This window comes from Cohnella sp. GCM10027633 (assembly GCF_042675445.1).
Taxonomy (GTDB): domain Bacteria; phylum Bacillota; class Bacilli; order Paenibacillales; family Paenibacillaceae; genus Cohnella.
The window spans coordinates 373,157-392,678 of the sequence record NZ_JBHTGV010000001.1; the positions used below are offsets into that span (position 1 = coordinate 373,157).

The following is a 19,522-nucleotide window of genomic DNA, read 5'->3' on the forward strand; positions in this document are numbered from 1 at the left end:
GCGCCGCGATCGGAAAGATCGAGCGCCGATCGGCATAATATTATATGAATAAATGTTCATTTGTTGTTGACAATCATCGCCAACAGGAATAATATATGAGCAAATATTCATATGTTAACGAGGTGAGCACGATGACCCGCAAAACCGCCGATCTGACTCAGGATCAGAAAACGCCTCTCGTCCGTCACGACCATGCCGCGAACGGTTGCTGCGCGGCCGAGCCGCATTCGCAAGCCAACGGCACGTCCGACGCGCATCGCGGCCATGACCATGCGCATGAAGGGCACTCCGATCATGAACACGACCATAACCACGCGCACCATGATCACGATCATTCGCACGGCAGCGGACGCCTCTTGATAACGCTGCTCATCGTCTCGGCGCTCGGTTACGTCTCGGCGCTCGGCTTGGACGGACGCGCCGATCAAGCGATCGTGCTCCCTCTCTATGTTATAGCGATCGTGCTGAGCGGTTACGGCACGTTCCTGCGCGGCTTGCGCAACTTGACGAGGCTTCGCTTCAACATCGACACGCTCATGACGATCGCGCTCATCGGCGCCGTCTCGATCGGCGAATGGAAGGAAGCGTCGCTCGTCGCCATCCTGTTCGGCTTGAACGAGCTGCTCGAGGGGCTCGGCATGGCGAAGGCCCGCAACGCGATGGGCAAGCTGCTCGAGCTCGCGCCCGAGCAAGCGCTGAAGCTGGTCGACGGGCAAGAGACCGTCGTGCCGATCTCGGAGCTCCAGGTCGGCGACACGGTTGTCGTCAAGCCGGGCGATCGCATCCCTTCCGACGGCACCGTGCTGTCCGGCTTCAGTTCGGTGAACGAGGCCGCCATTACCGGAGAATCTCTCCCCGTCGACAAGACCGAGGGGGACGCCGTGCTCGGCGGCAGCTTGAACAACGAAGGGGTGCTTCGCGTCCGCATCTCCAAAGCGTACGCGCAATCCGCGATCGCGACGATCATGAAGCTCGTGCAGGAGGCGCAAAGCCAACGCACGCCGACGGAACTGTTCATCAACCGGTTCGCGAAGGTGTACACGCCGATCATCATGATCATAGCGGCGGTCGTCTTCCTCCTCCCTCCGCTCGCGCTCGGTTCGGAGTGGCTGGATTCGCTGTACGAAGCGCTCGCCGTGCTGATCGTCGGCTGTCCATGCGCGCTCATTCTCTCTTCGCCGATCGCGATTTTATCGGGCATTACCCGCAACGCGAGACTCGGCGTGCTCGTCAAGGGCGGTGCTTACCTCGAGCAGCTCGGCAAGCTGGACTCGCTCGCCTTCGACAAGACGGGCACGCTGACGAAGGGCGAACCGCAAGTCGTGCGAGCGATCGCTTACGACGAGCCGTTGTTCTATGAGGTCGCGGTCGCCATCGAGCGCGGGTCCGCGCATCCGATTGCCAAGGCGGTCAGGAAGCATGTCGAAGGAATGGGGATTCAAGCGAAGGACGCGGAGGACGTTCAGGCGTCGGCGGGGCGCGGCATGGAAGCGGCGTACGAGGGGCGTAAATATTGGCTGGGCAACGAGCGCAGCATCGCGCACCTGTCGCTCTCGGACGACGTCGCGGCCGCGATCGACGCCCTGAAGCAAGACGCTCTGACGATCGTCGCCGTAGCCGACGAATCGCGCGTGCTCGGCTTGTTCGGCATCGCCGACGAGCTGCGCGAAGAGAGCCGGGACGTCGTCGCCGAGCTGCACCGGAGCGGCATCCGCACCGTCATGCTTACCGGCGATCATCCTCTCGTCGCGGACAAAGTCGCCCATGCCGTCGGCGTGAAGGAAGCTTACGGCGGATTGCTTCCGGAAGACAAGGTCATCTACGTGAAGCGGCTGGCATCCGAAGGCACGGTCGGCATGATCGGAGACGGCATCAACGACACGCCCGCCCTCGCCTCCGCGCAGCTCGGCATCGGGATGGGCAAAGGCGCGGACAGCGCCATAGAGACCGCGGACGTCGTCCTCATGCAAGATCATCTCGGCATGCTGCCGGCGGCGATCCGGATCGCACGGCGCGTCAACCGGATCGTGCGGTTCAACATCGCGGTAGCGCTCGGCTTGAAGCTGCTGGCGCTGCTGCTTACCATTCCCGGTTGGCTTACGTTGTGGGTAGCCATCTTGTCCGATATGGGCGCGACGATCTTCGTCACGTTCGTCAGCCTGACGATCTTGCTTCCGGGGCGATCCTCACAGGTGAAACAGCGATAGGACGATGCCGATGGCGAAGCCGCATAGCGCGCCGTTCACGCGAATCCATTGCAGGTCTTTGCCTACCTTCTCCTCCAACATCTCGATCAGCTGCTTGTCGTCCATCCGGTCGAGGTTCTCCTTCACGAGTCCGCCGATCCGGTGATGGTTCGATTCGACGACGTGCAGCGCGAAACCGAGCAGGCGGTCTTCCCAGCGGGAGACCGCTTCTTCGTTGCGTTCCGCGTGCCTGACGATCGCGCGATACCCGCGGAATACCGTCCTTCCGCCGCATTCGGTTTCCGCGTCCAGCTTCTCGAGCACGAACGAACGGAGCTTCTCTAACAGTACCGAGATCCACCGCTCCCCGCTATGGCCGGATATCGCCCGTTCGAGCGACAGATTAAGCCTCGACAGCTTCTCGTCGTTATCGGCCAGCATGCCGAGCTTGTTGCGCATCTCCTTCACGATCATGGCCCGGTACTCGTTGTCCGGTTCGCGCAAGTCTCGAATGACCGAGACGATCATTCCTTGCAATATCGCGCCTAGCTTATCCTCGCTCATGAAGCCGGATATCGCCTGCACGGCGAACCCCATGAAGCCGCGCACGTTGACGGCCGCCAGCTTCTCGCTCGCGAGCTGGCCGAGCCGCATCGCCGTCTCGGGACGCTCGACCCACTCCGACGCTTGGACGAGAGCGTAATCCAGAGCCTTCTCGTCCAAACGCTCGTTCGTCGCATAATCGAGCGCCGTCCGGGCGAAGGGCTTCAGATCGACGTCGCGGGCGTAAGCGGCCAACGCGCGCTGAATATAAGGGGGCGCTTGGTCGAGCGGCAATCCTCGGACGAGCTCCTTGGCGGCCTCGACGATCGCCAGCCGGTTGCGCCGCTTGCCCAGCAGCTTCGTCAAACCGGACGCCGCAGCCCGCAGCAATCGCCATTGCCTCAGCTTGTCCGCGATGCTCTCCTTGTTGAGCAGTTCATTCTCCATCGACGAGACGAGCGAATTGACGATGCGAGGTTTGTTCTTCAGCAGCAGCGAAGTATGCGGAATCGGTATGCCGAGCGGATGCCGGAACAACGCCGTTACCGCGAACCAGTCCGCGATGCCGCCGACCAAGCCCGCTTCGAACCCTCCTTGCGCGATGAGCTGCCAATTCCCTTCGGGCATGAACAACGTCCCGACGAAGCCGGCTCCCATAATCGCCAACGAGGCACCGGCTATAGATCTCGATTGCATGGTTACTCCTCCTCTCGCTTGGATCAGCGTCGCTTATTGCGCATTACGGCTCCATTACATAGGCGATCAGCAGCGCGGCCGTGTTCGCGATCGCGTCGGCATGCGTGCGCTCCATCCCGTGCGAGGCATGGACGCCGGGGCCGACGAGCGCCGCGCGAATGTTGCCGCCGCCTCTAAGCGCAGCGGACGCATCCGATCCGTAGTGCGGGTAAATATCGACCGCATGCGGAATGTTCGCCCGCCGCGCGAGCGTAATCAGCTTGGACGTCATCTCGTAGTCGTAAGGGCCGGAGGAATCTTTGGCGCAGATCGACACGTCGCGCTCCGTCGCGGACAGATCGTCCCCGATAGCGCCCATGTCGACCGCGATCATCTCCGTAATGTCCGGAGGGAGATGCGCGGCGCCGTGTCCGACCTCCTCGTAAGTCGAGAAAATGATTTTCACCGTCTTGACCGGCTTCTCGCCCGATCTCTTAAACCATTCCAGCATGCCGAACAGCGAAGCGACGCTCGCCTTGTCGTCCAGATGCCTCGACTTGATCCATCCGTTACCCGGCATGCGCGTCCTCGCGTCCCACGAGACGATATCGCCGACCGCGATGCCGAGCTTCTCCGTATCTTCCTTCGACGAGGTCGCTTCGTCGATCCGGATTTCCATGTTCGCTTCCTCGCGCTTCCACTCCCGCGCTTCCGGATAGACGTGCACGGAAGGCTTCGTCGATAGCACCGTTCCCTCGTACTTCCTGCCGTCCCTTGTATGGATAACGCAATATTCCCCTTCGACCGTCTGCATCGCGTACCCGCCGATCGGCGTGAACCGCAGCATGCCGTTCGGCTTGACCGACCGGACCATCGCGCCGAGCGTATCGACGTGCGCGGTTAGACCGATCGTCTCGGACGGATCGCGCCCGGGTATCGTTACGATCCCGTTACCCTTCGGCGTCGTCTCGATGTCGTAGCCGAGCTTCGCCAACTCTTCCTTGACTCGCGACATGATCGCCATGCAATAGCCGCTCGGGCTCGGCGTATCGAGCAGCCAGCTCAGCGTATCTAGCATGTAGTCTTTGTTCGGTTCGGCGCTAGGGTTCGCGTTCTCCGCGCTCGTTGCGTTCATTTCGTAACCCCCCATTGACAATTTACCGCTAATCTCCATATAATAAGCACATCTTACGGAAGGAGGTCGTTGCGGTATGCGAAACACGTTATCCATTGTGTCGTATGTGTCGTCCGTTGCCCGATTGCATATCGCCCGACCTCTGCGGAACGCTTTCTAATCGTTCGATCGTTCGATCGATCGTATTCGCCGCAAGGGACCGGGCCGGTCCTTTGCGGTTTTTTTGCGTCTTCTTCGCCGCGGGGACCGTCGTCTCTGCGGTTTTTTTGCGTTCCGCTTAACCAGAATAACACGAATCGATAGTTTAACTAAAAAGGAGCAACCCATTTGAATCCAAACCCAACCATGAAATCGAACACGACATTAACCGACCTGAACGAAAGCACGAACGCCGATCCGTCCTTGATCGCTTACGGCTGGAACGGCTACTGGGACGAAGCTCGCAACCGTATGCACGAGAGCGTTCGCCGGTTGTCGCCCGCGAGAGTCGTCGCACAACACTCCCATTCCTATCAACTGATGACGACGGACGGCGAGCATACCGCCGTCGTATCCGGCAAATACGCCTATACGGCGCAGTCGCCAGGCGAGTTCCCCGCCGTCGGCGACTGGGTGTTGGCCGAACCGATGCCGGGCGAACGGCGTTCCGTCATTCACGCGCTGCTCCCCCGCCGTTCCGCGATGATTCGCCGCGCGGCCGGCAACGTCGACGTGGAGCAAGTCATCGGCGCGAATATCGATTACTTATTCATTACGTCGGCATTGAATCAAGATTTCAACGTTCGCCGAATCGAGCGGTATTTGATCTCGGCGTGGGACAGCGGAGCGACGCCCGTCGTACTGCTCACGAAGGCCGATCTGTGTCCGGATCCGCTTGCCCTGCAAGCTCAAGTCGAAGAAGCGGCCCCCGGCGTGCACGTGCACGTCGTTAGCGCAATGCATGACCAAGGCAAGGAGCAACTTGCCCCCTATATGATTCCCGGCGCGACGATCGCCGTGTCCGGCTCTTCCGGCGTCGGCAAGTCGACGCTGCTCAACTGGCTTGCCGGGGCGACGCGCATGGCGACGTCCAGCATTCGCGAGAGCGACGCGCGCGGTCGCCATACGACGACGCACCGCGAACTGTTCCCGCTGTCAGGAGGAGCGCTTGTCATGGATACGCCCGGCATGCGGGAGCTCCAGCTATGGGACGCCCAAGACGGCCTGCAGCATGCCTTCGCCGATATCGAGGCGCTCGCCGAGGGCTGCCGCTATCGCGATTGCCGGCACGAACGCGATGCCGGCTGCGCCGTCCTCGGAGCGATCGCCCGAGGCGAACTGGAAGCCGCCAGGCTCGCGAACTACAAGAAGACTTCGCGGGAGCTCGCCCGCCAAGCGCGCAAGGAAGCCAAGCCGAACGCGGGCAAGTCGCAAGGCAAGTCCGCCAAGTCGGCGCCTCGCTCCCGCAAGTCGCCGCGAGCGGACGAGAGCGATTACGATTAAGCTTCTCCCCTGAACGCCCGGCGGTGGTAATCGTTAATATGCTTGAACAAGGCTTGGCCGTCGTGTGGAATGTCGGCGTCCGGAGCGAGCGGGGCGTACATCGCCCTGTAGCGTTCGGGAACCCAGATATAAGAATGGACGTATTCCGTCAGCGTGAATCCGCACCGTTGCCAGAAACGGACTCGACTCTCGTTATCTTCCGCCGGGCCGTACTCGGCTTCGATGAGCAAGCCGAGTACGCGCAGCTCGCTCTGAGCCCAGCTGCGGATCGCGGCGAAGAACGCATGTCCGACGCCCTCGCCCTGACGGTCTTCCCTAACGGCCAAGTAATCGATCAAGAGCAGCTTGCCTTGCGCCGTTAGTCCGGTGATCGCCATCGCCATGACGCCTTGCTCGTCCGTCACGACGTGCAAGTACGCCATCCGTTTGCGGAACATCGCGACGAGTATCGCCTCCGGCTTCCCTTCGGGGAACGCCCGCAGGTAGATGTCCAGCGCCTGCGGCCATAGCCGGTCGTCCAGCTTGTCCAGCGTGACGATCTGGCAACGTTCGTCTCTGTCGTAGGCTTCGATCATATCGAGTGCGTTATCCTCCTCGCGCAAGCGCAAAAATACGCCCGAAGGCGTATCGTTCGTCGTTGTAAATGAGTATGCATCCACGTTACGTCGTCTATGTCCCGAAGCGGCGGCGATAATCGCACCGCCGGCACAGCTCCTCGACCACTTCGCGCCTCGAGAAGCCGTCGTGCATTCGGGTCGCCCGCTCGCCTTCGAGAATTTCGGCGAAGGGCTTGTCGTGCACGTTGCCTAAGTTGATGACGCCCTCCCCGTCGAGGCAGCAAGGGATGACCGTTCCGTCGGATAGGATGCCCGCTTGGTTACGGAGGCCATGGCAGAACCCTTTGTTCAAGTCCTCTTCTTCGGTCAGCGCCGGCCATACGAACTCAGTCTCGTGGTTCACGTAGATGCGGTCCGCGATCTTCACGCCGCTTCCTCTCGTGAAATGGTCGTCGATCTTGAAGTCCAGCGCGAATTCCCGCTCGATAATGTCCAGCACCTCGCGGTTGCGGTCCCTCTCGAGATTCGTCTCGTTGTCCCGGGCCAAGTTCCACAGCCGCAGCGAGATGATGACGTTCGATTGCGCGACCGCTTCCTTCGCGAAGTTCAGGACGCTAAGCACGTACCCTGCCTTATCCTTCGAACCGGGATGGCCGTCGAAGCTGTGCAGCGAGAAGTTGATCTGACGGAGCGCCGGCTTGCCGAGCAGCTTATGCTTCGCCTTGTGCAACAGCGTGCCGTTCGTCGTCAGATTGACCTTGAAGCCTTTGGCGTCGCTGATGTCGAGCAACTCGTCGATCTTCGGATGGAGCAGCGGCTCGCCTTTGACATGATAATAGATATAATCGGTGAAAGGCTTAATCTCGTCCAGAATGTGCGTGAATGCATCTATTTTAATGAAATTCGATTTGCGCTCGGTCGGCGGACAGAACGTGCAGGCGAGATTGCACACGCTCGTGATCTCGACGTAAAACTTCTTGAATCGTTTCATGGGCTTCTCCAATCGGACGCGTGTCTGCGTGCAAGTCTCATTATAGCAAGGACGCCCCCGAATAGGAATGAGGAAGCCGAATGTCAGGACTTGTCATCGTAATACACAAGGCGGGCATCGATATTCCCGTCCGCGACGGTAACGATCGCGAACGAATATTGCGGTTGTCTTCGCTTGTCCGTCGGAGATCCCGGGTTAAGGACGAGCGTGCTTCCGACTTGCTTCAGCACCGGCGTATGGGAATGACCGTACACGATCGCGTGCAGGCGTTTGCCTTTGAACGCTTCCAACGCCCTCTTCTCCGTCGCGATCGATCTGTTCGCGCCGTGTCCGTGTATAAGACCGATCCGGCATCCGCCGAGATTCAGCAGCTTTTTCAATCCGAACTTCTCATGCACGTCAGGTCCGTCGTTATTGCCCGCCACGCCGTAGGTCGGCGCGAACGCCGACAGCATCGGATAGACGTCCATACTCGTCCAATCGCCCGCGTGCAAAATCGCGTCGGCATCGGCTAGCTCCGCGAGCAGGATGTCCGGCAGCTTAGGGCTCGATCTCGGCATGTGCGTATCGGAAATAACGACGATTTTCATCCGGTTCACCTCGATTGTTCCCGTTCTGGCATACGTCCAGCATACCACTAGACGGATCGTCCGTTGAAGGAGCATTCGCGAATCGTGAACCGATACCCTTCATCTATTGGCGACATCAAGAAGACGCTTGGATATCCCAAGCGCCTTCTGCTGCTTCTTGCATTCAAAACACCGGATTACGCAGCGTACCTATCTCCTCGGAATCGCATTCCAGCACGGCGCCTCTTCCCATCATGCCGGCGCCTTCGGGTGCTCCGGTGAGCAGCGCGTCTCCGGGGCGGAGCGTCATGACGCGAGACAAGTAAGCAATCTGGGCGGCGACGCTCATGATCATGCAGGAGAGCGGGCTATCCTGCCGCAGCACCCCGTCCAGACGGGATCGAACGCGAAGCGCGGACAGGTCCGGCTTACGGACGATCGCCGGACCGAGCGGCATGAACGTGTCGTATGCCTTGCCGAGCGTCCACGGTCCCGCCGGATGGAACAACTGCGGTGCCGTAACGTCGTTGCCGAGCGTATACCCGAACACATAATCGAGCGCTTCCGATTCCTCCACGTTACGAGCTTCTTTACCGATGATTGCCACAAGCTCCGCCTCGAATTTGACTTCTTGCAGCGACGGCGGCAAGCGGATAGGGATTTCCGGCCCGATAACGGTTGAACCCGGTTTGAGGAAGAAGAGCGGAAGCTCCGGGCAATCGGGCACCGGTTGGCCCGGAGGCGCGTAATTGTTGGCGATGCCGATCAGAATGTTCGGCTGAATCGGAGATAGCAGCTTGATTTCATCCGCATCGTAATCGCGGCCCGTCGGCGCCCATCCCCCGAACCAGTCCCCTTCGGTTTCTCTCAGCTTGCCGTTCTCCTCGACCGCCTTTCTTGGAATACCGTCAATCCCGACGAATCTAACGAATCTCATTGCCCCGCCTCGCTTTCTTCCCGTCCGACTCCGAATTGCCGAACGACGTCGACGATCGTCTCGCTGCCTCCTACGTTGCCGGGAACGACCGCGTACGGCAGCGTCTTTCCGCCCGATACCGCAAGCTCCCATAGCGACACGCCGGGCGCCAATTGTCCGTATACGAATGCCGAGTCCGCGCCCAATCCGTCCGTCGCGACCTGAGCGGACGTAATTCCGCCTTTGCTGATAACCCCGTCCACATCCCCGGCCACATTGGAGACGATATCCGTCAGAACTCTCATGACGCGGGCTCCCGTCCGCAAATCCCCATGTCCGGCATCCCGCTCTCGCTCCGTTGCCAGAATGGCCAACCCGCCGGCGGCAATCCGCTCCTTGACCTTCACCGTCAGCTTCGCCACGATCTCTCCCCGCTCCCGCTCCGTGCCCAGAACGCCCGCGACCGGAACGATGATCGGCGGAACCGTTCGCTCGGACAGTTTCCGCAGTTGTTCCGTGCTCGCCGCCGTGTGCGAGCCGCAGACGATAAGCAATCTCGCGGCAGTGATGCGCGGCGCCGCCGCTCGTCCCGTAAGTCCCGCCCGTATGGCGGCGAACGTCGATGCGCAACGCACGACGATGCGACGGCCCCGCTCCTCCGCGGCCAGCAGACCGGAGGCGATGCTCTCCAGATCTTCCCGCGTCTCCGCATCCGGGATTACGACGGAGCCGTCGGGCGCGTTGATCAACGCCTCGGCGATCGCCTGCTCTCCGATCTCCCGTAACGCCGCCAATGGAACGAGAATCGCCTGCCGACCATGAGGCGCTTCTCGCGCCCAGTCTTCCAACCGTTCGCTGTCGTAGCCGAAAACGGGATCGGCGGCGAACTCCGTCCTGCATACCGGTACGCGGGTGTCTCCTTGCCGCAAATAGTGAACGCCTCCGACCGTCGTCCGACCGCCCTCCGGAAAAGCGGGAACAAACAAACTAACCGAAGAGTCCCTGTCCGACATTTCGTCGATCTCCGCGAAGATATGCCCGCGAAGCGTCGAGTCTCCTCGAAGCAGGAAGGCGGTCTCCGCGCCTGCCTTGGCTGCCGCTTCCTCTACCTCGCGGCGAATATGCCTTACGAGGGCGCGCGCTTCCGGCTCGGGCATTGCCCTCGTATTCGTCAAGACGAACGCCGCGCGCGCTTCGCTGCCGAAGAACGCGCGATAAGCATCGCGGTTCGGTCGGAGGATGACCGCTACGCCGGACACCGTCTGCGTGCCGGTCGGGTCATCGTCCAAGATGACGACTCGCCTCTTATCCCGTGCAATCCGTTCGCCCCATGTTAGCTCGGTCATTCCCTTGCGCGCCTCCTCGATAAGTTAGTCCGTTAAAGCTTGCAGTTCTCGTACGATTGCATCGCCAACGTCCGAAGTACTCGAAGCGCCGCCGATGTCCGCCGTCCTGCAGCCGCCCTCGCGCAGCACGTTCGCCGTCGCCCGCTCGATACGCGCCGCCGCATCGGTAGCTTGCGCATCCCCATGACGCTCTCCTAACCAGTCGAGCATCATGCTGGCGGACAGGATCGCGGCCAACGGGTTAGCGATATTCCGTCCTGCGATCGAAGGCGCCGTGCCGTGCGACGGTTGGAACAATCCATGGCGATCGCCGATGTCTCCCGACGGCGCCATGCCCAATCCTCCGACCGTGGCGGACGACAAGTCGGAGATGATGTCTCCGAACATGTTCTCCGCCACGACGACATCGTAACGGTGCGGGTGCAGCACCTGATATAGCGTCATCGCATCCACGTACGCATAATCCCGGGCAATGTCGGGATACTCGGACGCCACCTCGTCGTAGACGCTGCGGAAGAACGCGTACGAACTCAACACGTTCGCCTTGTCTACGCACGTAACGACCGATTGCCCGTCTGCCGGCCGACCGCGGCCCTTGCGTTTCTCCGCGAGCTTGAAGGCGTAATGCGATACTTTGCGGATACCGGTCCGAGTCATAATAATCGTATCCGTCGCTACCTCTCCTCGCACGTTGCAGCCGCCGGTCCTCGATGCATACAGTCCCTCCACGTTTTCTCGCACGATCACGTAGTCGATACCCTGCGACACGTCCTTGAGAGCGCTCGGAACGCCTTCGAACAACCGCACGGGGCGAACCCCAGCATACAAATCCAAGTCGAATCGCAGCCGGAAGATGACGTCCCCGTTCACTTCCCTTCCATCCGCATGTCTGGCCTCCGGCAATCCGATCGCTCCCATCAACATCGCGTCCGCCCGTTTGCAATGCTCGAAAGCGTCCTCCGTGAAGGTTGTCCCGGTCCGCAAATACCGCTCGGCCCCCGCATCGAAGCTTTCGAACGCGAACGACAGCCCGTCGTACCTCTTCTCGATTTCCTTCAGCACCCTGACCGCTTCCCGCGTGACTTCCGGCCCGATGCCGTCGCCTGGCAACAACGCAATGTTATATGCAGCCATTTCTCTCGCAGCTCCCTTCTCTATTGCAGCGACAATTTGAATAACCGTACCGCGTTCCGTTCCAAGATCTTCTCCAGCTCCTCCGGGGACAGTCCGATCGATTGGAATTTTACCAACTCGACCGGAAGGTTGGTTAGGTGGTCGGAACCGAACAGCACCCGGTCCGCCCCGAGCGTCCGCACCATTTTTTTCACCGCATAAGTCTGGCACCACGAGGGTTCCAAATGAATATTGTCGCAATACTTAGCCGCTACGATCGCTTCGTCGGTATATACCGCGAACCCCGCATGACACAAAATAAACCGAACGTCCGGATAACGCCTGGCCGGATCGATGACGAGCGACGGGAGCGCGTTAGGAGCGCCTAACCCCGTATGAACGAGCACGGGAACATCGTAGGCGCGGGCGGTCTCGTACACCTTGTCGCACTGCGGGGATAGCGGGGATACGTTATGCCCGAGCGGATGCAGCTTGATGGCGACGAATCCGTATTTCCGGAAACATACCTCCGCCTGCCGATAATACGCTTCTTCTTCGAGCCATGGATCGAGACTGGCCATGCCGAAGATTCTTCCCTTGCGCCGATCGGCCATCTCCGCGATTCGCGCGTGCACGGCGGCAATATCCTCTAACGTAGGTTGCGGCATGACGAGGCTCGCGGTTACGCCGTTCCGATCCATCGCTTGAATGATGTCCTCTTCCTCCGTGGACACGCCCGAGAATCGGGATGTGCCCAGATGCATATGCGTATCGACGATGCGAATGGCGTCCACGTCTCCCTCTCCGTATTTCATCAGTTAATCTTGTACTCATTGTATACAAAGTTTGCATTAGAAAAAGACTGCCGTTAATCCGACCGTCTCTCCCTGTTGAGCGGCGGTTAATGAAATCGCGTCGGTTGGTGTCCGAGCACGCTCAGATGCGCGGTCGTCGACAACGCGAGCCTCCACTGGCCGCCGTGCCGTTCCAGCTTATTGATCGCGCACATATCGCGCAGGAATCCGGTCGGCGGATCGACGAGCGCCCGTGCTGCCTGATGCATCGAAGCGCCATGACCGACGATCGCGACAGGGCCGTCGAAGTCGCGCACGATTCCCGCTATCGCCGGTTTAACCCGGTCGTAGACATGCACGTTCTCGTCTTCCTCCGGATATCCTGGTCCCGAATACGAGCGATATGCCGGATCGATCATCCGAAATTCGGAGAACGCCGCTTCGGGCGTTATGATCTCCGGAAAGGCTGGCGTCCAAGCCGGGTTCAACCATTCGTAGAAACCGTATTCTACGCGCAGGCTTAGATCAAGCGTCTCCGCGATTACGCTCGCCGTCTGCAGCGTGCGGTAGAACGGCGATACGAACATGTGACGGATGCCTTGGTCTTGCAGGAACATCGCCGTCTCGCGAGCTTGTTGTAACCCGGTCTCGGAGAGAGGCGAGTCGTGCGGCCGTGCAGCGCTCTTCGCCCAGCCCGGGTCCTCGAAGTTCAATCGCATCCCGTGGCGAATTAGCCACACGGAATCGACCATCGGCTCCCCCTCCTCATACGCCGGTAATTTCCTTCAACTTCTCGAAAAATTGCTTTTTCCGCTCCGTGTTGATCCCCCAGTTAACCGGAGGACATTGATAGCCGTCGGCGTAATCGCTAGCGCCGGGATCGAAATATCCCCAGGAAACGCCGCGCGAGATCGACAGAACCAAATGATTCGTCTCCCGGTCGAAGTCGAAATGGTCGTCCTCGTTGTTGACGATCGGTTGACCGCGGTAAGCCGCCCGGTCGCGGATGCAAGCGATCTGCTGCGGAATCCAGTCCGCCGGAGCGGAATTGCCGTGGATGAGCAAGAAGTCCGCCGTCGCCATCACGTTATCCGTCGGCACCGTCGCTCCTCGAAAGCTCGCACTTACGAGCAACCGACGCGCCGGCCGTATCGCCGCCGCGACGACGTGCGCCAGATCGATCAGTTCATGTACCCTGCCGGCGCGTAAAATATCGTGAGAATACATCGGATAATCGCATTCGTTCGCGATCTCGACCAGCACGTTCGAATATCCTTGGTTCACGATCCATGCCGTCGCGTTCGCCACGGCCTGTTTGACCGCGAGTTCTCCGGAAAGCCGGCCGTCCTGCCCGAAGTAAAAATAGCCGAGGATGACCGCCAGCCCGAGTTCGTCCGCGCGATCGAGAATACGGGCAAGCCTGCGCGCGTAGCTTTCCTTCAAGCTGCCGTCGGCGCGGAAGGCGGAATTATGCCACGGCTGGAATTCGGAATAGCCCTCGGGACTCCCCCCTTGCAAATTAATCGTGAAAGCCGCCAGCCCGTTCCGCTTCCAATCCGGCATCCTCTCGATGAATTCGTTCGTATTGCGTTCCGCGTCCCATGTTCCCGTATCGGGATAAGCCCATTTGCCCGCCGTATCCGGGTTGTCGTCGTCGAATATTCCTTGCACCATCCGGCTGTTCATCAGCAACCCTTCGATGCGGATGCCGTTCCAATGCCTGCCTGTATACGTAAGCTCGCCGTTGATCGCGAACCGATCGCCGACGATGGTAACTTCCGTATGTCTCATCTTGGACCCTCCCCTTCGCCTATCCCAACGTTGCGACCTGTCCCGTGGCCGCCGATCTATAGCAAGCGTACATCCAACGTATCGTCTGCAAATACGCTTCCCCGGAAGACTCGAACGGCACGCCTCGAGTCAACCCGTCGATGAAATGCTGCTGTGCCCCGATCGCGCCTCCGCCCTTCCATCCGTCCGGGATCCGGTAAGCATGCAAGCTTTCCGTTCCGCCGCGCGGCGTATACCGAATGTCTCCGTTATCGTCCAATCGCAGCTTGCCTTCCGTTCCCTCCATCGTCATGTAGCCGTAAGTATCCGATCGCACGCGTTCCATGTACGTCGTTCGATTGGCGTCGTAGATACCGATCGCGCCGCTAGCGAAATTAAAGTGAACGACGGCCATATCCTCGCCCGCGATCGCGGGATTGATCGTTGCCGTGCGACAGTACACGCTGTCGATCTCTCCGAGCAAATAACGAAACGTATCGATCCAATGAACGCCGGTTTCGTAGAGAAGGAACGGATTCATCTTGCGGAAATAAGGTTGAACCGGATAAGGTTCGTCTCCCCAACCGTCACCCGGGCGCATGGCAAAGTACACATTGTATACAATTCCGAGCATGCCGAGGTCGATCATCCGTTTGATCTCCCGATACCAGCCTTGCCACCGCCAATTCTCGTTGATCATGAGCGGTACGCCCCGCTCCCGGCAATAAGCGACAAGCGCTTCGCTCTCTTCCAACGTCGGCGCTACGGGTTTCTGGCACAACACCGGCAATCCGATGTCCGCGGCTCGCCTGGCATAGTCGATGTGAGAATCCGGGGGCGTACATATATCGATATAATCCGGCTTCAGCCCGGCGATGGCCTCCTCCCAATCCGCGTATGCCGCAATGCCGTACTGCGACGCCAGCTTAGCGGCTTCTTCCCTCGAGCGGGCGATTACGCCTCCGATCGCGCCTCCTTGAACGGATTGCCATGCTTCGAGCTGTATAGGAGCAAAATGGCCCGCTCCGACCAGCAATCCGGTAAGCGGCGTATACGATGGTTCAGTCATGGATAAGCTCCTTATTTGTAAACGCGATAAGCGTCCGATAGCAAGTATGGAATCGCCTTGCGAATATGGTCTCTCATCAGGGTCTCCGCGCGTTCCCCGTCGTTCGAACCCAGCGCGTCGAGAATTTGCAAATGCTCGCCGTATGTTTCATGCGGATCTCGATATAACCCCTGAAGCTGACTCGTCTCGATAATCCGGGTTCCGCCGATCGTTCTCGCGAGCACGGCGTCACCGGTAACGTCCACGATCGCGTTGTGGAATTTCACGTCGGCGTTGTAATACGCCTCCGCGTCTCCGTTACGGTAAGCTTCGTAAGCGTGCTCGAACAACGTGCGCCAATAGATCAGATCGGGAGCGCCTAACCTTCCAGCGGCAAGACGGCAGGCAAGTCCTTCCAGTACCGAGCGGATTTCGAACACGGATACCATATCCTGCTTCGTGAACTCCTTGACGTACCAACCGACCGGCGAGCCCTCCAGCAGTCCTTCCTTCTCCAATTCACCCAACGCTTTGCGCAGCGGCGTGCGGCTTACGCCGAGCGTCTGGGACATTTGGTTCTGGACGATCAATTCGCCCGGCTTCAGTTTGTTCTCGATAATCATTTCTTTGATTTTATTATAGACGGTAGCGTCCAACGTGGACTTCGATTGCAGCTGCATGGATGCCTAACCTCCCGAGCATGATCTAGCCGTTCTGAATTCTGTCTATTGTTCGGATCTTTGTTACGGGCCTTGGCGTATCATGTCGTGCCATGGCGTTCATTGTATACAATGTATTCAAATGATACATTACTTGCTCCGCCTTGTCAATCGCGAAGGAACGCAACTAACACCCGTCAAGCTTCGCAAAAAAACCCGCGTAAGCATACGCGGGCTTTCCAACTCCGACTAGCGTTTATTGAACGTATCGGTAAGCACCGGCACGATTTGCGATTTGCGGGAAACGACGCCCTTCAGAACCGCTTGGTTGTTGCTCAGCTTCACGCCGTAAGCTTGCTCTACCGCGTCCGCCGCTTTACCGAGCGCGATGCCGACCGAGTCGTTGTTAAGAATATCCGTAACGACGAACAGGAACAGATCCAGGCCCTTGGCGTTGATGATATTCGTCAGCGCGTCTTCAAGCTCGGCTTGGCGGGACAGCACGTCGTTCACGTCCACCGCGTTCACTTGCGCGATTTCGACCTTGGCGCCGCCCATCGAGAACTCCTTCGCGTCGAGGGAGATCAGCTGCGCGATCGACTTGTCGCTCAAGTCCGCTCCGGCTTTGAGCATGTCGAGGCCGTATGCGTCGGCGTCCACGCCCGCGATCGAAGCAAGCTCGCGTGCCGCCGCTATGTCTTCCGCCGTGCAGGTCGGCGATTTGAATAGCAAGGAGTCCGAGATGATGGCGGACAGCATAAGGCCGGCGACCGGTTTCGAAATTTCCACGCCGTTCTCTTTGTACAGCTTGTTCAGAATCGTCGCCGTGCAGCCGACCGGTTCCGCGCGGAAGTAAAGCGGGCCGCTCGTCTCGAAGTTCGCGATCCGGTGATGGTCGATGACTTCGACGACGCGCACTTGGTCGATATCGGGAGCGCTTTGTTGGCGTTCGTTATGGTCGACGAGAATGACTTCTTTCGTTTCGTTGGCTACGGTCTCGACGAGGCGAGGCGCCTGGAAACCGAACGCGTCGAGCGCGAATTGCGTTTCGCCGCTAACCGCGCCGAGACGTACCGCTTCTACGTCGAAGCCCAATTTCGTTTTGAGATCGGCGTAAGCGATTGCCGAGCAGATTGTATCCGTATCCGGATTTTTGTGGCCGAATATCAATACTTTACTCATTTTCTTGCTCCTTCGCTAGTGAATTGGCGAGAAAAGTATACCGCATTCCGATAGCGACAAGCAAGATAAATGCAAGTATTCCGCTCCCCGTTACCAGAGTCGCAGCGCCGTGCCGTTCAACTTGGCAAGCGCTTCGGCGTAATAATAGTCTCCGTAGACGAGAGGTACGTCGACGTGCATGCCCTTCGCGTAAAATCCGGTCGCATGAAGCAGCAAGCCCTCTTCGTCCGACTCCCCGTCCGCGCACTTCTCGTACAGGTTGCGGAGCAACGTCTCCGCGCCTGCCCGGAACGTCTCCCGCTTCTCCGGCGAGGCGACTTCCGCCAGCTCGAGCATGCCCGACGCCGCGCACGCCGCGGCGGACGTATCGCGTGGCATTCCCTCTAACGTCGGGAGCTTGAAATCCCAATAAGGAATGCCGTCTTCGGGAAGCAGCCGCAAGAATGCTTCGCCCGCGCGTTCCGCCGCGTCCAAGTACCTTGCGTAACCGGTGTGGCGGTAACAATTCGCGAAGCCGTAGACGGCCCAAGATAGTCCTCGCGACCATGCGGAATCCGGCGCGAAGCCCTGTCCGGCCAAGGACCGCAGCCGCGTGCCCGTCTCCGGGTCGAACACGACGATATGATTGACCGTATCGTCCGGTTGAAAGAATGCCGTGAGCACCGTATCCGCATGCCGGTTCGCGATGTGCCGGTAACGGGGATCCCCCTCTTGGTCGGAGGCCCAATAGAGCAACGACAAGTTCATCATGCAATCGATGATCGCCCAGCCCGCGTGATCTTCCCCGTCCCAATCCGGCCAAGCGCGCAGGAAGTTGCCCGCCGGATTAAACCGCGACGCGAGAATCGAGGCCGCGATGAGACCGCGCTTGCGCGCCTCGTCGTCGCCCGTTCGTTCGTATTGCGCGACGCTGCTTAGCAGATACATGAATCCGACGTCGTGATGGAGCTTCTCGATATCGAACCGAAGCGCCTCCGATAACTTTGCCTCGCAAGCGATCGCGGTTCGTTTCATATCCTCGTTGCCCGTATCGTTATACACTTGCCAGAGCAAGCCCGGCCAGAACCCGGCCACCCAGTGCGTGCGGGACACTTCCGTGAACCGCCCGCCATGGGACGCCTCCGGGAACGTCGTGCCGACGCGCGCGCGCGCGCGTTCGACCTTGGAGCATACCTGGCGCCAAGCCTGTTCGTGCCACCGTCCGGCCGTCATGCGTCCGCTCCCTCGTCCTTAGCCGCCGCGGCATAGACGTCGCCCAGTCGCGCATGCGTTGTCGCGACGCCGTCGGCGAATACCGAATAAGGCTCGTCCTTCATGTCCAGCAAGCCGTAATTTCCGATCAACCCGTTCGGATTCGCGTAATCGTACAGCGCGAACCAATGCAGACCGACGATGCTCGGAAGCTTGGATGCCGCCGTTACGAACTCCCTGTACGCTTCGACTCGTCTCGCTTGGTCGCGGACGAGCACGTTGCGCGCTCCGTTCGTGCTGATCAGGAAGCCTGCTTCGCGTCCCGCGCAGAAGCTGAATTCCGTGATCATGACCGGCAAGTTCGTCCGCTCGCTGACGACGTCCAGCCAACGCTCCGGCAGATCGAAGCTGTAGAAGTTGAGCGAGATGAGATCCGCGTAGTCCTTCATCGCTTCGAAGACGACCGGGGGCGTGCTCGTGCCGACCATCCGGCAGCCGAGGTTCAACCGGTTCGGGTCGTACTTCTTGAGCGCTTCGTCGGTCGTGCGGAAGTAAACTTCCGAGATCAGCTTCAGGAAGCCGATCTTATCCTCGCCCAGAACGTCCGGATGCGCGCGGTAGACGGCAATATGATGCAGATCGTCCAGCTCCGAATACTCGCTTCCCCATGCTTCGTTCAGCCGCTCGACGGTACCGTATTTCTCCCTTACGAACGAAACCCAGGCACACTTGCCGGCCGCGTGCGCGGGCAGCTCGAAGTAATCGTCGACGAGACCCGTCGATTCGTATCCCGCGTCAGGCTCGTTGTCGCCCCATTTACCGCTAGAACCCCACCAATGAAGCTCGTTATCCGTGTAGTAACCGATTAGGCCTTGATCGGCCAATAACGCCTCGCCCTTCTCGTAGAAGCATTCGGCCAGACTTTTGTATACCGAAGCCTTGAAGCTCTTGTCGAACACGTCCGGGAAGCCGATGCCCCAGTCCTTATTCGCCTTTTTGGCGTAACGCGACATGCGGATTTCGACCGTCTTCGGCGCGCCGTTGCCCCAATAAAGCTTCTCGTGCCAGCAGCCCAACGTGTTGAAGCCCCAGCTTGTTATCCGATCCGATTGGACATCCGCCCAACGCTGCAGCCAATCGCGATCTCCCCCGTACTTATCGACGAAATCGACTTCAAGCCATTCCGCTTGGTCCAACAATTGATTGTATACGCCGTTAATGCCCAGCGAGAAGAACGGCTTCCCCGACGGATCGACCAATTGCCATTTGCCGTCCGTTCTTCGCGTGCGATAGTATCCCGATGTCATCTTGCGAACCTCTCCCCGTATATGCGATTATCGAACGCGATCGCTCATTAATTAATCC

The 19,522-nt window shown here is 59.5% G+C and carries 18 protein-coding genes; 2 read left to right on the plus strand and 16 right to left on the minus strand.

The window, feature by feature from the left end:
- The first annotated feature begins 131 nt into the window (after positions 1 to 131).
- Positions 132 to 2,207 (plus strand): heavy metal translocating P-type ATPase, encoded by a 2,076-nt coding sequence (locus ACFQZG_RS01540; protein WP_378149394.1) that lies wholly within the window; start codon positions 132 to 134, stop codon positions 2,205 to 2,207.
- Here ACFQZG_RS01540 and ACFQZG_RS01545 read toward each other — a convergent pair.
- Together ACFQZG_RS01545 and ACFQZG_RS01550 are read right to left on the minus strand one after the other, a co-directional pair.
- On the minus strand, positions 2,187 to 3,425 hold the full coding sequence (locus ACFQZG_RS01545) for a DUF445 domain-containing protein (protein ID WP_378149395.1): 1,239 nt from the start codon (positions 3,423 to 3,425) through the stop codon (positions 2,187 to 2,189). The two genes, ACFQZG_RS01540 and ACFQZG_RS01545, sit on opposite strands and share 21 nt — an antisense overlap.
- A 43-nt stretch (positions 3,426 to 3,468) precedes the next feature.
- Positions 3,469 to 4,539, minus strand: a complete 1,071-nt coding sequence (locus tag ACFQZG_RS01550) for a M42 family metallopeptidase (RefSeq protein WP_378149397.1) — start codon at positions 4,537 to 4,539, stop codon at positions 3,469 to 3,471.
- Between the two features lie 345 nt (positions 4,540 to 4,884).
- Here ACFQZG_RS01550 and rsgA point away from each other — a divergent pair, with 345 nt between their 5' ends.
- On the plus strand, positions 4,885 to 6,021 hold the full coding sequence (rsgA, locus tag ACFQZG_RS01555; protein ID WP_378150420.1) for a ribosome small subunit-dependent GTPase A: 1,137 nt from the start codon (positions 4,885 to 4,887) through the stop codon (positions 6,019 to 6,021).
- On the opposite strand, the gene ACFQZG_RS01560 is transcribed toward rsgA, so the two are convergent.
- From ACFQZG_RS01560 to ACFQZG_RS01625, 14 genes are all read right to left on the minus strand, one after another.
- Entirely contained in the window at positions 6,018 to 6,596 is a 579-nt protein-coding gene (locus tag ACFQZG_RS01560) for a GNAT family N-acetyltransferase (protein WP_378149399.1), read from the minus strand. The two genes, rsgA and ACFQZG_RS01560, sit on opposite strands and share 4 nt — an antisense overlap.
- 94 nt (positions 6,597 to 6,690) lie before the next feature.
- The gene (locus ACFQZG_RS01565) at positions 6,691 to 7,569 is read right to left on the minus strand and encodes a radical SAM/SPASM domain-containing protein (RefSeq protein ID WP_378149401.1); all 879 of its coding nucleotides are present in this window, start codon (positions 7,567 to 7,569) and stop codon (positions 6,691 to 6,693) included.
- Positions 7,570 to 7,652: 83 nt separating this feature from the next.
- Positions 7,653 to 8,159 carry a metallophosphoesterase family protein gene (locus ACFQZG_RS01570; protein WP_378150421.1) on the minus strand — a complete coding sequence of 169 codons (507 nt, stop codon included), beginning with the start codon at positions 8,157 to 8,159 and terminating at the stop codon, positions 7,653 to 7,655.
- A gap of 163 nt (positions 8,160 to 8,322) precedes the next feature.
- Entirely contained in the window at positions 8,323 to 9,075 is a 753-nt protein-coding gene (locus tag ACFQZG_RS01575; protein ID WP_378149403.1) for a fumarylacetoacetate hydrolase family protein, read from the minus strand.
- Positions 9,072 to 10,400 carry a four-carbon acid sugar kinase family protein gene (locus ACFQZG_RS01580; protein WP_378149405.1) on the minus strand — a complete coding sequence of 443 codons (1,329 nt, stop codon included), beginning with the start codon at positions 10,398 to 10,400 and terminating at the stop codon, positions 9,072 to 9,074. Before ACFQZG_RS01580 ends, ACFQZG_RS01575 begins: the two co-directional genes overlap by 4 nt.
- 24 nt (positions 10,401 to 10,424) lie before the next feature.
- Entirely contained in the window at positions 10,425 to 11,534 is a 1,110-nt protein-coding gene (locus ACFQZG_RS01585; RefSeq protein WP_378149406.1) for an isocitrate/isopropylmalate dehydrogenase family protein, read from the minus strand.
- 20 nt (positions 11,535 to 11,554) lie between these two features.
- Complete coding sequence (locus tag ACFQZG_RS01590) at positions 11,555 to 12,307, minus strand: amidohydrolase family protein (protein WP_378149408.1); 753 nt, start codon at positions 12,305 to 12,307, stop codon at positions 11,555 to 11,557.
- A gap of 107 nt (positions 12,308 to 12,414) precedes the next feature.
- Positions 12,415 to 13,059, minus strand: coding sequence for a histidine phosphatase family protein (locus ACFQZG_RS01595; protein ID WP_378149410.1), 645 nt, complete (start codon positions 13,057 to 13,059; stop codon positions 12,415 to 12,417).
- A 13-nt stretch (positions 13,060 to 13,072) separates the two neighbouring features.
- A complete protein-coding gene (locus ACFQZG_RS01600) occupies positions 13,073 to 14,098 on the minus strand; it encodes a hypothetical protein (RefSeq protein ID WP_378149412.1) in 1,026 nt (341 codons plus the stop codon).
- 19 nt (positions 14,099 to 14,117) lie between these two features.
- A complete protein-coding gene (locus ACFQZG_RS01605) occupies positions 14,118 to 15,146 on the minus strand; it encodes a Gfo/Idh/MocA family protein (RefSeq protein WP_378149413.1) in 1,029 nt (342 codons plus the stop codon).
- Positions 15,147 to 15,157: 11 nt separating this feature from the next.
- Positions 15,158 to 15,805, minus strand: a complete 648-nt coding sequence (locus ACFQZG_RS01610; protein WP_378149414.1) for a GntR family transcriptional regulator — start codon at positions 15,803 to 15,805, stop codon at positions 15,158 to 15,160.
- A 228-nt stretch (positions 15,806 to 16,033) separates the two neighbouring features.
- Complete coding sequence (locus tag ACFQZG_RS01615) at positions 16,034 to 16,966, minus strand: manganese-dependent inorganic pyrophosphatase (RefSeq protein ID WP_378149416.1); 933 nt, start codon at positions 16,964 to 16,966, stop codon at positions 16,034 to 16,036.
- Between the two features lie 90 nt (positions 16,967 to 17,056).
- On the minus strand, positions 17,057 to 18,178 hold the full coding sequence (locus tag ACFQZG_RS01620; RefSeq protein ID WP_378149418.1) for a glycoside hydrolase family 88 protein: 1,122 nt from the start codon (positions 18,176 to 18,178) through the stop codon (positions 17,057 to 17,059).
- Positions 18,175 to 19,464, minus strand: a complete 1,290-nt coding sequence (locus ACFQZG_RS01625; protein WP_378149420.1) for a hypothetical protein — start codon at positions 19,462 to 19,464, stop codon at positions 18,175 to 18,177. The genes ACFQZG_RS01620 and ACFQZG_RS01625 overlap by 4 nt, the downstream gene beginning before the upstream one ends.
- Between the last annotated feature and the right edge of the window lie 58 nt (positions 19,465 to 19,522).